The organism is Thermomonas haemolytica (assembly GCF_004346265.1).
GTDB classification, from domain to species: Bacteria; Pseudomonadota; Gammaproteobacteria; order Xanthomonadales; family Xanthomonadaceae; genus Thermomonas; species Thermomonas haemolytica.
In genome coordinates this window covers 582,744-596,104 of the sequence record NZ_SMAP01000001.1, presented here as the reverse complement: position 1 = coordinate 596,104, position 13,361 = coordinate 582,744, and the positions used below count along the sequence as shown (strand labels likewise).

Annotated in this window: 13 protein-coding genes; 6 read left to right on the top strand and 7 right to left on the bottom strand. The window is 72.0% G+C overall.

Annotated features, from left to right (window positions below):
• Window positions 1–438: 438 nt before the first annotated feature.
• Genes EDC34_RS02770 through purM form a run of 3 tightly spaced genes read right to left on the bottom strand, consistent with a single transcriptional unit; the run spans window position 439 to window position 2,970 of the window.
• The gene (locus EDC34_RS02770) at window positions 439–1,110 is read right to left on the bottom strand and encodes a DUF3108 domain-containing protein (RefSeq protein ID WP_114960105.1); all 672 of its coding nucleotides are present in this window, start codon (window positions 1,108–1,110) and stop codon (window positions 439–441) included.
• Between the two features lie 58 nt (window positions 1,111–1,168).
• On the bottom strand, window positions 1,169–1,828 hold the full coding sequence (gene purN, locus EDC34_RS02765) for a phosphoribosylglycinamide formyltransferase (protein ID WP_425477461.1): 660 nt from the start codon (window positions 1,826–1,828) through the stop codon (window positions 1,169–1,171).
• The gene (gene purM, locus EDC34_RS02760; RefSeq protein ID WP_162797690.1) at window positions 1,825–2,970 is read right to left on the bottom strand and encodes a phosphoribosylformylglycinamidine cyclo-ligase; all 1,146 of its coding nucleotides are present in this window, start codon (window positions 2,968–2,970) and stop codon (window positions 1,825–1,827) included. Before purM ends, purN begins: the two co-directional genes overlap by 4 nt.
• Before the next feature lie 41 nt (window positions 2,971–3,011).
• Here purM and EDC34_RS02755 point away from each other — a divergent pair, with 41 nt between their 5' ends.
• The 3 genes from EDC34_RS02755 to hda are packed head-to-tail and all read left to right on the top strand — an operon-like array spanning window position 3,012 to window position 5,990.
• Entirely contained in the window at window positions 3,012–4,130 is a 1,119-nt protein-coding gene (locus EDC34_RS02755; RefSeq protein WP_114960102.1) for a DUF2066 domain-containing protein, read from the top strand.
• 2 nt (window positions 4,131–4,132) lie between these two features.
• Entirely contained in the window at window positions 4,133–5,278 is a 1,146-nt protein-coding gene (locus EDC34_RS02750; protein WP_114960101.1) for an AI-2E family transporter, read from the top strand.
• 1 nt (window position 5,279) lies between these two features.
• Window positions 5,280–5,990 (top strand): DnaA regulatory inactivator Hda, encoded by a 711-nt coding sequence (gene hda, locus EDC34_RS02745; RefSeq protein WP_114960100.1) that lies wholly within the window; start codon window positions 5,280–5,282, stop codon window positions 5,988–5,990.
• Here hda and murU read toward each other — a convergent pair.
• Window positions 5,969–6,700, bottom strand: a complete 732-nt coding sequence (gene murU / locus EDC34_RS02740; RefSeq protein ID WP_114960099.1) for an N-acetylmuramate alpha-1-phosphate uridylyltransferase MurU — start codon at window positions 6,698–6,700, stop codon at window positions 5,969–5,971. The genes hda and murU overlap by 22 nt on opposite strands.
• Window positions 6,697–7,707, bottom strand: a complete 1,011-nt coding sequence (locus EDC34_RS02735) for an aminoglycoside phosphotransferase family protein (RefSeq protein ID WP_114960098.1) — start codon at window positions 7,705–7,707, stop codon at window positions 6,697–6,699. The genes murU and EDC34_RS02735 overlap by 4 nt, the downstream gene beginning before the upstream one ends.
• 52 nt (window positions 7,708–7,759) lie before the next feature.
• On the opposite strand from EDC34_RS02735, the gene EDC34_RS02730 reads away from it, so the two are divergent.
• Window positions 7,760–9,169 carry a mannose-1-phosphate guanylyltransferase/mannose-6-phosphate isomerase gene (locus EDC34_RS02730; protein WP_114960097.1) on the top strand — a complete coding sequence of 470 codons (1,410 nt, stop codon included), beginning with the start codon at window positions 7,760–7,762 and terminating at the stop codon, window positions 9,167–9,169.
• 69 nt (window positions 9,170–9,238) lie between these two features.
• A complete protein-coding gene (locus tag EDC34_RS02725) occupies window positions 9,239–9,691 on the top strand; it encodes a hypothetical protein (RefSeq protein ID WP_114960096.1) in 453 nt (150 codons plus the stop codon).
• Window positions 9,692–9,745: 54 nt separating this feature from the next.
• On the opposite strand, the gene cysK is transcribed toward EDC34_RS02725, so the two are convergent.
• Together cysK and cysG are read right to left on the bottom strand one after the other, a co-directional pair.
• Window positions 9,746–10,705 (bottom strand): cysteine synthase A, encoded by a 960-nt coding sequence (cysK, locus tag EDC34_RS02720; RefSeq protein WP_114960095.1) that lies wholly within the window; start codon window positions 10,703–10,705, stop codon window positions 9,746–9,748.
• A 62-nt stretch (window positions 10,706–10,767) separates the two neighbouring features.
• A complete protein-coding gene (cysG, locus tag EDC34_RS02715) occupies window positions 10,768–12,216 on the bottom strand; it encodes a siroheme synthase CysG (protein WP_114960094.1) in 1,449 nt (482 codons plus the stop codon).
• A gap of 151 nt (window positions 12,217–12,367) precedes the next feature.
• Between cysG and EDC34_RS02710 the strand changes: the two genes are divergently transcribed.
• Window positions 12,368–13,336: a LysR family transcriptional regulator gene (locus tag EDC34_RS02710; protein ID WP_114960093.1), complete on the top strand. Its 969-nt coding sequence runs from the start codon at window positions 12,368–12,370 to the stop codon at window positions 13,334–13,336.
• Window positions 13,337–13,361: the final 25 nt, after the last annotated feature.

The window sequence follows — 13,361 nt, the reverse complement described above, 5'->3', positions numbered from 1 at the left end:
ACCCAGGCGCTGAGGGCTCCATGCGCTGCTGCGGCGGCGGATCCCCGGCCCGATGCGAATACGCATCGGGCGCGCGCAGGCGTGCAGTCCTGCGGACTGCCAGCACGCCTGCTTGCCCGCTACAACGGCAAGCCGGTCGATCCGCTGCAGTACCTGCCCAGGCGCTGAGGGCTCCATGCGCTGCTGCGGCGGCGGATCCCCGGCCCGATGCGAATACGCATCGGGCGCGCGCAGGCGTGCAGTCCTGCGGACTGCCGGCACGCCTGCTTGCCCACTACAACGGCAAGCCGGTCGATCCGCTGCAGTACCTGCCCAGGCGCTGAGTCGCGGCACCCATCCACCGTCACCATCGGTCGCGGCAGGCGGGGTACGGACGGCACGAGGCCCGCATGCGCGGGCCTCGGGGTGCGTGTGCTTGGTCGGGGCGCCCGCGTGTGCTCAGCGCACCGACTTCAGGGTCAGCTCCAGCTCGTCCTGGCCGTTCTTGCGCTGCAGGATGCGGGCCGGGGTCGGCAGGCCGTCCACCACCCATACCAGTACCTGCTTGTCGTCGCTGGTGCGCCCGACCTTGGTGGCGGTACGCGCCTGTCCGGCGACGGTGACGGTGTCCTTGCCGAGGTTCTGGTAGGTCTGCACGTGCGCGGTGCCATTGTCCACCACCCGGTAGCTCAGCGGCTTGCCGGCGGCCACGTCGCGCACGATCGCCAGGTTCACCAGCATGCCGTCGAGGTCGCCGTCCTGCAGCTTGATCGGGCCGGCGCGGTCGGGCTTCACGTCCCCGCTCCAGCGTGCCTCGCGCTGGGCCCAGTCGTAGCGGGCGTCCTTCTGCGACTTCTTGAACAGCAACTGCGCGGTATCGCTGCCGAATAGCGGGCGGAAGCTGCCCCCCACCTCGTCGAATACGGTCGCCTGGCGCGCGCTGCCAACCGCGTTCTGCACGCTCAGCTCGTAGTTCCAGCGGCCGCCATCGGCTTGCTGCAGGCTGATCCGGGCGGTGGCCGGCACGCCTTTCCAGCTGGCGTCGTAATCGGCCACGAACGGCTTGACCGCCCAGGCCTGGGCCGTGGCCAGCAGCAGCGGCAGCAACACGAACGGACGAAGCGCCTTCATCGGGATTCCTTGCATGACCGGAACGAACGGGCGGGACGGTGCGCAGAGGGCGCGGCCGTCACGCCGGGGCCGACTCTAGCGGCAGCGGCGTAAACACCGGCTGAGCATCGACGAACACGCGCCCGTCCCGTTCAGCCAGGCGGCCGGCGGCGGCCAGGCGCAACACCTGCAGCAACAATGGATGCTCCACCGCCAGCACGCGCGCCGCCAGCGTTTCGGCGTCGTCGCCCGGCCGCACCGGCACGCGCGCCTGCGCGATCACCGGGCCGCCGTCCAGTTCGGCGGTGACGAAATGCACGCTGGCGCCGTGCTCGGCATCGCCGGCCTCGAGCGCGCGCTGGTGGGTATGCAGGCCCTTGTATTTGGGCAGCAGGGACGGGTGGATGTTGAGCAGGCGCCCGGCAAAGCGCTGCACGAAGGCGGCGCCTAGGATGCGCATGTAGCCAACGCAGACGACCCAGTCCGGACGCACTGCCTCGATGGCCTCGGCGAGGGCGGCGTCGAAGGCATCGCGGCCGCCGCAGGACTTCGGCGTGCGGGCCCAGCGCAAGGCCTCCGGCACCCGCTGCAGTGCCTGGGCTTCGGGCTTGTCCGAGAACACGCCGACCACCGACGCGTCCAGCGTGCCGGCGGCGATGGCGTCCAGGATGGCCTGCAGGTTGCTGCCGCGGCCGGAGGCGAGGATGGCGAGGCGGGCGGTCACGGGATTGGCCGTCAGCCGATGCGCAGGCGCTCGCCGTCGCGCGGCGCGGTGACCTGGCCGATCCGCCAGTGCGCCAGCGCGAGGCGGTCGAGGTCCGCTTCGATCGCGGCCACGTCGGCAGGGTCGGCCATCAGCACGTAGCCGATGCCGCAGTTGAAGGTGCGCCACATCTCCGCATCCGCCACGTTGCCTTCGCGTTGCAGCCAGTCGAACACCGCCGGCCGCGGCCAGCTTGTGGTGTCGATGTCCAGCCCCAGCGGGGCCGGGACTACGCGGATGATCTTTTCCACCAGCGCGCCGCCGGTGACGTGCGCCATCGCGTGGATGTCGTGCCTGGCCAGCAGCTCCAGCACGGGCTTGACGTAGATGCGGGTCGGGGCCATCAGCGCGTCGGCCAGCGTGGTGCCGCCGAGGTCCAGGTCCAGCGGGCTGCCTGCGCGCTCGAGGATCCTGCGGATCAGCGAATAGCCGTTGGAATGCGGGCCGCTGGAGGCAATGCCGATCAGCACGTCGCCCGCGCGCAGCTTGCGGGAATCGACCAGCTTCGCCTTCTCGACCGCGCCGACGGTGAAGCCGGCGAGGTCGTACTCGCCCGGCGGGTACATGTCCGGCATTTCCGCGGTCTCGCCGCCGATCAGCGCGCAGCCGGCGAGTTCGCAGCCTCTGGCAATACCGGCGACCACGTTCACCGTGGTCTCGACATCGAGCTTGCCGGTGGCGAAGTAGTCGAGGAAGAACAGCGGCTCGGCGCCCTGCACCAGCACGTCGTTCACGCACATCGCCACCAGGTCCTGGCCGATGGTGTCGTGGTGGTTCAGCTGCTTGGCGAGGATCAGCTTGGTGCCCACGCCGTCGGTGCCGGACACCAGCACCGGTTCCTTGTAGCGATTGGAAAGGTCGAACAGGCCGCCGAACAGGCCCACGCCGCCCAGCACCTCGGGGCGCAGCGTGCGCCGGACCAGCGGCTTGATGCGTTCGACCACGGCGTTGCCGGCGTCGATGTCCACCCCGGCGTCGCGGTAGGTCAGGCCGGGGGGAGAAGGGGGTTGGCTGGTCACGGCGGGCTCGGGCAGGCGCGGGAAACGCGCGATTTTAACAGCCGCCGGCTGCCACCGCCGGGCGCGGTCATGGACGCGCCCGCCCGGCTGCGGCAACATTCCGGCACGAGGCCGGGGTGTCCGGCGGGCGAGGATTGCCGATGCAAGCAACACCGCAAGGGATCGCGCGGGCATGGCCGCGGCTGCTCGCGCTGTGGCTGCTGCTGGGCCTGCTGGCGCCGGGCGCGGCGCTGGCGCAGCGCACCGAGGGCGACCGCGCGGTGGCGCAGGGGCCGTACCAGACCGAGGTGAGCGTGCGCAACCAGACCGACGGCGAGCGCGACAAGGCGTTTGCGCGCGCGCTGGCGCAGGTGCTGGCGAACGTCACTGGCAATCGCGAGGCGGCCCTGCGCGACGGCGTGCGCGACGAGCTGGCGAATGCCAAGGACTACGTCGACAGCTACGACTACCGCCAGGACGAGGGCGTGGGCCCGACCGGCGCGCCCAGCTTCCAGACCATGCTGGTGGTGCGCTTCCGGCCGGCCGACATCGACGGCCTGGTGGACATGTTCGGCCTGCCCAGCTGGCCGCAGCCGCGGCCCAAGCCGGTGCTGTGGCTGGCGATCGACGATGGCAGCGGCCCGCGCCTGGTCGGGCTGGGCCAGGTCAATGCCGCGCGCTCGATCCTGGATGCTGCCAAGGCACGCGGCTACGCGCTCGGCCTGCCGGCCGGCAATGCTGCCGAGATGGCGGCGGTGGGCGCGATCTGGCGCGGCGACGTGGCCGCGATCAGCGCGCTGTCGCGCCGCTACAGCCCGCCGATCCAGCTGATCGGCAAGCTCTACCGCGCCGCCGGCGGCTGGAGCGCGGACTGGACCCTGGTGGACAACGGCAAGGTGCTGGGCAACTGGCAGACCAGCAATGCGGACGCGCTGCGGGCGATGGCGGGCGGTGCCGACGGCGCGGCGGACGCCCTGGCCCGGCGCTACGCCAGGACCAGCCAGGATGCGGCCCCAGGGCGGTTCCGACTGCGCATCCTCGGCCTCCACGGCAGCGATGATTACCTGCGCCTAGCTGGCTACCTCGACGGCCTGCCGGTGGTGCGCCGGATCGCGCCGGTCAGCGCCAGCCCGGATGCGCTGGAACTGGACGTGGATCTCGTCAGCGGGATCGCCAACTTCAGCCGCTACGTGGGACGCGCCGGGGTGCTGGTGCCGGTGCCCGATGCGGGTGACGGTAGCGCCGCCGCGCCGGCCGCATTCCATCTGGGTGGAGGTTGAGCATGCAGCGCGATCAGGATTTGGCCAGCATCGCCGCGTTCTATCGGCGGGTGCAGTGGACCGCACTCGGGGTGGGGCTGCTGTGGTGCCTGTGGCTGCTGGCGCCGATCCTGAGCCCGTTCGTGTTCGCCGCCCTGCTGGGCTGGCTGGGCGATCCGATGGTGGACCGCCTGGAGCGGCGGATGTCGCGCAACAGCGCGGTGGTACTGGTGTTCGCGGTGATGATCCTGGTCCTGCTGCTGGCGGTGGTGCTGCTGGTGCCGCTGCTGGAGGACCAGATCATGACCCTGGTGGATTCGCTGCCCGGCTACCGCGACTGGTTCGTGCAGACCGCGCTGCCGTGGATCGAGCAGCGCACCGGCCTGCAGATCCTGTCGTGGCTGGATCCCGACCGCCTGTTCCAGCTGATCCGCGAGCACTGGCAGGGCGCCGGCGGGATCGCCGCCAGCGTGCTCGGCTACGTCTCGCGCTCGGGCTTCGCGCTGGTGGCGTGGCTGGCCAACATCGCATTGCTGCCGGTGCTGACCTTTTTCTTCCTGCGCGACTGGGACCTGATCGTGGGCCGGGTCGGCGCGCTGGTGCCGCGCGACCACTACGACACCGTGCGCCGGCTGGCGCTGGAGGCCAACGAGGTGCTGGGCGGCTTCCTGCGCGGGCAGCTGCTGGTGATGCTGGTGCTGGGCATCCTGTACGCGCTGGGGCTGTGGCTGGTGGGGCTGAAGCTGGGCATCCTGATCGGGCTGGTGGCCGGGCTGCTGACCTTCGTGCCCTACCTCGGGCCGGCCTCGATCATCCTGTTCGGCGGCATCGCCGCGCTGGTCCAGTTCGGCGACTGGCAGCACCTGGCGGGCGTGGGCATCGTGTTCGGCGTCGGCCAGGTGGTGGAGAGCTTCCTGCTCACGCCGATGCTGGTGGGCGACCGCATCGGCCTGCATCCGATGGCGGTGATCTTCGCGGTGATGGCCGGCGGCACCCTGTTCGGCTTCCTCGGCATGCTGCTCGCGCTGCCGGTGGCCGCGGTGGCGAACGTGCTGCTGCGCTACGCGCAGGAGCGCTACCGCCACAGCCGCCTGTATGCCGGCGACACCCCGGCGATCCTGCTGGACGCCGCGCCCACGCCGCCCGGCGACGACCAGGACGCGGGCTGAGATGGCGGAACACCTCGGCCCGCAGCTGCCGCTGGCGCTGCGGGCGCCGCCGGACCAGCGTCTCGATCGCTACGTGCAGGCCCCGGACGGCCTGCTGCCGCAGCTGCGCGCGCTCGCCGCCGGCGACGCGGGCCGGGTGGCCGGGGTGTACCTGCACGGTGCGCCCGCCACCGGCAAGACCCATCTGCTGCTGGCCTGCTGCGCCGAGGCGCAGGCGGCCGGCCGCCAGGTGGCCTACCTGTCGCTGCGCGGGCTGCGCGGGCGCGTGCGCCTGGCCAGCGAGGGGCTGGAGCGCGCCGAACTGCTGGCGCTGGACGATCTCGATGCGGTGGCCGGCGGGCGCGAGGACGAAGTCGCGCTGTTCGACCTGCACAACCGCCTGCGCGATGCCGGGCGCGCGCCGCTGTACGCCGCCAGCGAGGCGCCGGATGCGCTCGGCCTCGGGCTGCCCGACCTGCGTTCGCGGCTGATGCAGTGTGTGCGCTGGGCATTGCCGGTGCTGGACGATGCCGGGCGCGCGGAACTGCTGCGCCAGCGCGCCGCCGCGCGCGGGCTGGATTTCGACGCCGCCGCGCTGGACTGGCTGCTGCGCCGCGCCAGCCGCGACCTCGGCAATCTCACCGCGATCTTCGAGCGCCTCGACCGCGCATCGCTGGCGGCGCAGCGGCGGCTGACCGTGCCGTTCCTGCGTCAGGTGCTGGGCGCGGACTGAGCGCGCAGTTCCGCGTCCAGCCGCTGCAAGCGCTCCGGCGTGCCCACGTCGGTCCAGCGCCCGCGGTGGTGTTCGCCGCGGATCGCGTCGGCGGCCATGTGCGCGCGCAGCAGCGGGGCCAGCGGGAACTTCGGCTTGCCGTTGGCGCGCAGGGGCGAGGGGATGATGGCGCGCCAGCCGTCCAGCAGCTGCGGGCGATAGACGCCGATGCCGGCATAGGTGAGCATGTGCTGGCCATCGGTGCGTACATGGCCGTCAGCATCCAGTGCGAAGTCGCCTCGTGGCGCCTGCGCCGGCGGATCCACCAGCACCAGGTGCGCCAAGCCGCGCGGGGCGCGCGGCAGGCGGGCGAAGTCGTAATCCGTCCACACATCGCCATTGACCAGCAGGAAGGGCGCATCGTCCGCGCCGCCGTCTGCCAGCAGCGGCAGTGCGTTGAGCATGCCGCCGCCGGTTTCCAGCGGGGTATCGCCTTCGTAGGCGTAGTGCAGGCGCAAGCCCCAGCGCGCGCCGTCGCCCAGCGCGGCGGGGAACTGGTCCGCCAGCCATGAGGTGTTCACGACGACGTCGCGGATGCCCAGCGCCGCCAGTTTCTCCAGATGCCATTCGATCAGCGGCTTGCCGCCGACGTGCAGCAGCGGCTTGGGCGTGGTGTCGGTGAGCGGGCGCATGCGCTCGCCCAGGCCGGCGGCGAAGATTAGCGCCTTCATGCGGCTGCCATCTTCGCGAAGGCGGGCTTGAGCGTGCGCTCCAGCAGCTCGCGCAGCGGGTCGAGTTCGCGGTATTTCGGCACCACCGCATCGAGGTAGGCGAAGAAGCGCGGGGCATCCGCGAGATAGCGCGGTTTGCCATCGCGGTGATGGAGACGGGCGAAGATGCCGAGGATCTTCAGGTGCCGCTGCACCCCGCACCAGTCGGCATCGCGTAGGAACACGTCGAGCACGGGCACCGGCAGGCCGGCCGCGGCGGCGCGTGCGTGGTAGTGGCGCAGCCAGCCCTCCACGCGCGCTTCCGGCCAGCTCAGGAAGGCATCGCGCAGCAGGCTCACCGGGTCGTAGCCGATCGGCCCCAGCACCAGGTCCTGGAAGTCCAGCACCGCCGGGCCGTCCTCGATAGGCATGAGGTTGCGCGGCATGTAGTCGCGGTGCACCGGCACCCGCGGCTGCGCCAGCAGGTTGTCCATCAGCCGGCGCTGCGCCAGCTGCAAGCGTTCGGCATCGCCACAGTCCAGTTCGAGGCCGAGGTGGCGGCGCACGAACCACTCCTCGAACAGGCTCGCGTCGCGCTGCAGCAGCGCCTCGCCGAACACCGGGATGTCGGCAGGCAGGGGGATCGACTGCAGCCGCACCAGCTGCGCGATGGCGGCTGCCATGTGGGCATCGGCATTGCCGGCATCGATCACCTGCGCGAGGGTGGGGCCGCCGAGGTCCTCCAGCAGCAGGAAGCCCACGTCCACGTCGCGCGCCAGCACCTGCGGCACGCGCACGCCGCCGGCCTCCAGCAGGTCGCGGATGCGCAGCCACGGGCGCACGTCCTCCTGGCCGGGCGGTGCGTCCATCACGATGCGGGACGGGGTCGCGCCCAGCGTGCGCCAGTAGCTGCGCAGGCCGGCATCGGTGGAGGCGCGTTCCAGCCCGGCGTCGGGCTGCTGCAGGGCCGCGCGGGCCCAGGCCAGGCGCTGGGCGGCGCGGGCGTCGTGCGTTGCGGGTTCGCTCATGCGCAAAGGGTAAACTGCGGCCCGGTCTTTGCGCAGTCATAGGAAGGCATCCGTGGCCCCATTGCAGCCCGTCCTGTTGTCCGGCGGTTCCGGCACGCGCCTATGGCCGCTCTCGCGCGAGGCCTATCCCAAGCAGTTTTTGCCGCTGGTCGATGACGACACCCTGCTGCAGGCCACCTGGCGGCGCGTGGCCGCGCTGGCGGATACCGCGCCGATCGTGGTGGCGGGCGAGGAGCACCGCTTCCTGGTCGCCGAGCAGCTGCGCCAGATCGGCGCGCCGCGGCCTGCGATCCTGCTCGAGCCGGTGGGCCGCAACACCGCGCCGGCGATCGCCGCCGCCGCGCTGCAGGCGATGGCCGCAGGCGACGACCCGCTGCTGCTGGTGCTGCCCTCCGACCACGTGGTGCGCGACGCCGCCGCGTTCCAGGCCGCCGTGCGCGCGGCGATGCCGGCGGCCGAGGCGGGCATGCTGGTGACGTTCGGGATCGTGCCTACCGCGCCGGAAACCGGCTTCGGCTACATCCAGGCCGAGCGCGGCGGCGCCGAAGGCGTGCGCAGGGTGCTGCGCTTCGTCGAGAAGCCGGATGCCGCCACCGCGCAGGCCTATCTCGATGCCGGCGGCTATTACTGGAACAGCGGCATGTTCCTGCTGCTGGCCTCGCGCTACCTGCAGGAACTGCAGCGCTTCCGTCCCGACATCCTCGCCGGCGTGCGCGCCGCGTTCGCCGCCGCCGCGCGCGATGGCGACTTCATCCGGTTGGACAAAACCGCGTTCGCGGCCTGCCCCTCGGATTCCATCGACTACGCGGTGATGGAAAAGACCGACGCGGCCGCGGTGCTGCCGGTGGACATCGGCTGGAACGACGTCGGTTCGTGGTCGGCGCTGTGGGAAGTGAGCGCGCAGGATGCCGACGGCAACGCCCACCACGGCGACGTGATCGCAATCGACAGCCGCAACAGCTATGCCTACGCGCGCCGGCTGGTGGCGCTGGTCGGCGTGGACGACCTGGTGGTGGTGGAGACCGACGACGCCGTGCTGGTGGCGCGCAAGGACCGGGTGCAGCAGGTCAAGGACGTGGTGGCGCGGCTGAAGGCCGAGGCGCGCCCGCAGGCGGTGCTGCACCGCGAAGTGCACCGCCCGTGGGGCAGTTACGATTCGATCGACATCGGCGACGGCTTCCAGGTCAAGCGCATCAAGGTCAAGCCCGGCGCGCGGCTGTCGCTGCAGTCGCATACCCGCCGCGCCGAGCACTGGGTGGTGGTGCGCGGCACCGCCCGCGTGACGCGCGACAACGACGTGTTCGAGCTGTTCGCCAACCAGAGCACCTATATCCCCATCGGCGCCAAGCACCGGCTGGAGAACCCGGGCAGCGAGATGCTGGAACTGGTCGAAGTGCAGTCCGGCGACTATCTGGGAGAGGACGACATCGTCCGCTACGAGGACGCGTACGGCCGCAGTTGAGGCGCTGGCGGTGGGTGCTTACGCGATGCTAGCCTGCGCAGGCGAGCGACCATCCGGGGAGAGGATTGCATGAAGCGCGTTTTCGCCGCCTGCGTCGCGGCATCGCTGGCGTTGCCGGCCCAGTACGCCCGCGCCGGCGTGTATGCGGACGACCTGGGCAAGTGCCTGGTGGCGTCCACCAGCGATGCCGACAAGGCCCTGCTGGTGAAATGGATCTTCTCGGCGATCGCGCTGCAGAAGGACATCGCGCCCTACACCCGCATGCCGGCCGAGGTGCGCGCCGACATCAACAAGCAGACCGCCGGCCTTTACATGCACCTGCTCACCGAGGCCTGCCGCAGCCAGACCGCGACCGCCTTCAAGTACGAAGGCCAGGCCGCGATCGCCAGCGCGTTCCAGCTGCTGGGCCAGGTGGCCTCGCAAGGCATCTTCAGCGACCCGGCGGTCGAGGCCGGGATGGGCGAGCTCACCCAGTATTTCGATGCCGATAAGCTCTCGCAGGTGCTGGACGCAGGCAAGTAGCCGCAAAGCGCGCCCGCCCCGATCCGGGGCGGGGCGTTGCCGCGAGGCGGGCGCTCACCCCAGCGTCGCCAGCCAGTCGTCGTCGCTGCCTTCGGGGATGTCGGCCAGCAGCGCGGTGCTGAGGTAGCGCTCGCCGGTATCGGGCAGCATGGCCAGCAGCACGCTGCCGGCCGGGGCCTCCTGCGCCAGCGCCAGCGCGGTGGCGGCGGTACCGCCGGCGGAGATGCCGACGAAGATGCCTTCCTCCGCCGCCAGCCGGCGCGCGGTGGCGATGGCGTCGTCGTCGCTGACGGTGCGCAGCTCGTCGGCCACGCCGCGGTTGAGCACCTCCGGCACGAAGTCGGGGGTCCAGCCCTGGATCTTGTGCGGCTGCCAGGCCTCGCCCTTGAGCAGGGCCGCGCCGGCCGGTTCGGTGGCGACGATGCGCACGTCCGGGCGCGCCGCCTTCAGCATCTCGCCGACTCCGGTCAGCGTGCCGCCGGTGCCCCAGCCGCTGACGAACACGTCCAACCGGCGCCCGGCGAAGTCGCGCAGGATCTCGGCGGCGGTGGTGCTGCGGTGGAAGGCCGGGTTGGCTGGATTCGCGAACTGGCTGGCGAGGAACCAGCCGTGCCGCTCGGCCAGCTCGCGAGCCTTGCGCACCATGCCGCTGCCGCGCTCGGCGGCCGGGGTCAGGATGACCTTGGCGCCGTAGGCGCGCATCAGCTTGCGGCGCTCGACCGAGAACGTCTCGCTCATCACCGCGACGAACTTGTAGCCGCGCGCCGCGGCCACCATTGCCAGCGCGACGCCGGTGTTGCCGGAGGTGGCCTCGACGATGGTGGCACCCGGCTGCAGCAGGCCGCGGCGTTCGGCATCGAGCACGATGGCCAGTGCCAGGCGGTCCTTGACCGAACCGCCGGGATTGAACGATTCCACCTTCACGTACACCGTCGCGTGTGCTGGCGCCAGCCGCTGCAGCTTGACGATGGGGGTGTGGCCGATGGTGTCGAGGATGCTGTCGTACAGCGCCATAGGGATGTCCTTGGGAGGCAGGGAAGAGGGAGAGGAAAGTCAGGAGTGTGCCGGGGCCGCCATCATGCGGCGGTGGCGAGCGCGGTATCGGGCGGGCCGACCAGCGGCGGTGCGCCGAACCAGTGCAGGCGGCCGGCCAGCGCGGCGACCTCGCCGACCACCAGCAGCGCGGGGGCCTGGATCGCGTGCGCCTGCGCCAGCTCCGCCAGCGTGTCCAGGCGGCCGGTGAGTACCCGCTGCTGCGGCAGGCTGCCGCGTTCCACCAGCGCGAACGGGGTGGACGGCGGGCGTCCGTGCGCCAGCAGGGCATCGCGCAGGCGCGCCAGCCCGGCCACGCCCATGTAGAACACCAGGGTCTGCCCGGGTTGCGCCAGCGCACCCCAGTCGTGGTCGGGGTCGCCGCTGCAGGCATGCGCGGTGAGCAGGTGCAGCGACTGCGCATGCGCACGGTGGGTGAGCGGGATGCCGGCATAGGCGGCGCAGGCCAGCGCCGCGGTGATGCCGGGCACCACTTCGTAGTCGATGGCGTGCGCGCGCAGCAGTTCCAGCTCCTCGCCGCCGCGCCCGAACACGAACGGATCGCCGCCCTTCAGCCGTACCACGTGCTTGCCGGCGCGCGCCAGTTCGAGCATGAGGGCATGGATGCGCTGCTGGGTGGCGTGGTGGTCGCCGCCGATCTCCTTGCCGACCGCGATCCGCTCGGCATCGCGCCGCGCCAGCGCCAGCACCTCCGCGCTGACCAGGCGGTCGTGCAGGATCACGTCGGCCTGGTTCAGCACGCGCAGCGCGCGCAGGGTGAGCAGGCCGGGATCGCCGGGGCCGGCGCCGACCAGCGAGACCCGCCCGCGCGCAGACGGGGCATCGTCGGCAAGGGCCTGCTCCAGCGCCTGCTGCGCGCCCGCCGTGTCGCCGCCCCGCAGCAGGGCCAGCAGCGGGCCGGCCAGCAGGCGCTCGAAGAAGGCGCGGCGTGCCGCCGGCTGCGGGAACCGCGCGCGGATGCGCGGGCGCCATCCGGCGAGCAGCTGCGCCAGCGCCGTCCATGCATCGTCCAGCTGCACTTCCAGCCACTCGCGCAGGTGGCGCGCCAGCATCGGCGCGGCCCCGCCGCTGGAGATCGCCAGCTGCAGCGGGCCGCGCTGCACCCGCGCCGGCAGCTGGGCGCTGGCCAGCGCGGCGTCGTCCACCACGTTCACCCACAGCCGGCGCGCGGCGGCCGCGGCGGCCACCGCCTGGTTCACCGCGCCGTCGTCGGTGGCGGCGATCACCAGCCAGGCGTCGTCCAGCTGTTCCGGCGCGAAGCGGTCCGCGACGTGCGCGATCGCGCCTTGCCCGGCCAGCGCGGCCAGCGCCGGGTCCAGCCGCGGCGCCACCACCGCCACCGCGGCGCCGGCCTCGCGCAGCGCGGCGATCTTGCGCGCCGCCACCGCGCCGCCGCCCACCACCAGCACGAGGCGGTCGCGCAGGTCGAGGAACAGCGGGAACAGGACGGGTGGGGGCGGGGGGCCGGACATGCGGCCACGCTAGGGGCCGCCGGCGGGGAGGGGAAATGGTGGGCGGGTTTTTGCTTATGCTTGCAGGGCATAAGCCTTGCCCGGAAATGCCCGCGGCCGCGGTTATACTTCATCGCATCATCCAGATGCAGCGATACAAAGACCCCACGCCATGACCCTGACCCAGCTGCGCTACCTGGTCGCGATCGCCGATGCGGGTTTCAACATCACCCAGGCCGCCGAACGCGTGCACGCCACCCAGCCGGGCCTGTCCAAGCAGCTCAAGCAGCTCGAGGACGAGTTGGGGTTCCAGATCTTCCTGCGCCGCGGGCGCAGCCTGGAGGGCGTGTCGCCGGCCGGGGTGAAGGTGATCGACAGCGCGCGCAAGATCCTGGCCGAGGCCGCCAACATCCGCAGCTACGCCGCCAACGAGCGCGGCGAATACCGCGGCCGGCTGCTGCTGGCCACCACCCATACCCAGGCGCGCTACGTGCTGCCGCCGGTGATCGCGGAGCTGGCGCGGCGCTATCCGCAGGTCAGCGTGGACCTGTTCGCGGCCGGCGATGCCGAGGTGCTGGACAAGCTGGACGAGGCCGACTTCGGGCTGATCAGCACCGCCGGCCCGGCGCCGGCCACCAGCGGGGTGGCGGTGCCGCTGTACCGCTGGCGGCGGGTGCTGCTGGTGCCGGCCACGCATCCGCTGGCGGCGCGCGAGGAGGCGCCCACGCTGGCCGAGCTGGCGCTGTATCCGCTGATTTCCTACGAATCCTCCAAGCACCCCGATTCCTCGCTGCAGCGCGCGTTCGCGCAGGCCGGGGTGGTGCCGCAGATCGCGATGACCGCGCGCGACGCCAACCTCATCAAGACCTACGTGCGCACCGGCATGGGCGCCGGGTTGCTGGCCGAGATGGCGGTGTCGGGGCGCGAGGATGCCGACCTGCGGGTGCTGCAGGCGCCACTGGAACTGCCGGAGTGCGTCACCTGGGCGGTGGTGCCGCGCGGCCGCGTGCTGCGCGAATACGCGCTGGCGCTGCTGCACGCGCTGGCGCCGCAGATCGATCCGCGCGACCTGCGCCGGATCCTGGAAGGCAACCAGGACGCGCGCTGGCCCGAGCCGCCGCGCTGGCAGGCGGCGGGCTGAGGCGAACCTGCGGCCATTGCAGGCG

Excerpts from the sequence above, each read along its gene's own strand:
- cysK (WP_114960095.1), bottom strand. The coding sequence starts at position 10,705 with ATGGCGCTGTACGACAGCATCCTCGACACCATCGGCCACACCCCCATC.
- cysG (WP_114960094.1), bottom strand. The coding sequence starts at position 12,216 with ATGTCCGGCCCCCCGCCCCCACCCGTCCTGTTCCCGCTGTTCCTCGAC.
- EDC34_RS02770 (WP_114960105.1), bottom strand. The coding sequence starts at position 1,110 with ATGAAGGCGCTTCGTCCGTTCGTGTTGCTGCCGCTGCTGCTGGCCACG.
- hda (WP_114960100.1), top strand. The coding sequence starts at position 5,280 with ATGGCGGAACACCTCGGCCCGCAGCTGCCGCTGGCGCTGCGGGCGCCG.
- EDC34_RS02735 (WP_114960098.1), bottom strand. The coding sequence starts at position 7,707 with ATGAGCGAACCCGCAACGCACGACGCCCGCGCCGCCCAGCGCCTGGCC.
- purM (WP_162797690.1), bottom strand. The coding sequence starts at position 2,970 with ATGTTGCCGCAGCCGGGCGGGCGCGTCCATGACCGCGCCCGGCGGTGG.
- EDC34_RS02750 (WP_114960101.1), top strand. The coding sequence starts at position 4,133 with ATGCAGCGCGATCAGGATTTGGCCAGCATCGCCGCGTTCTATCGGCGG.
- murU (WP_114960099.1), bottom strand. The coding sequence starts at position 6,700 with ATGAAGGCGCTAATCTTCGCCGCCGGCCTGGGCGAGCGCATGCGCCCG.
- EDC34_RS02725 (WP_114960096.1), top strand. The coding sequence starts at position 9,239 with ATGAAGCGCGTTTTCGCCGCCTGCGTCGCGGCATCGCTGGCGTTGCCG.
- EDC34_RS02755 (WP_114960102.1), top strand. The coding sequence starts at position 3,012 with ATGCAAGCAACACCGCAAGGGATCGCGCGGGCATGGCCGCGGCTGCTC.
- EDC34_RS02710 (WP_114960093.1), top strand. The coding sequence starts at position 12,368 with ATGACCCTGACCCAGCTGCGCTACCTGGTCGCGATCGCCGATGCGGGT.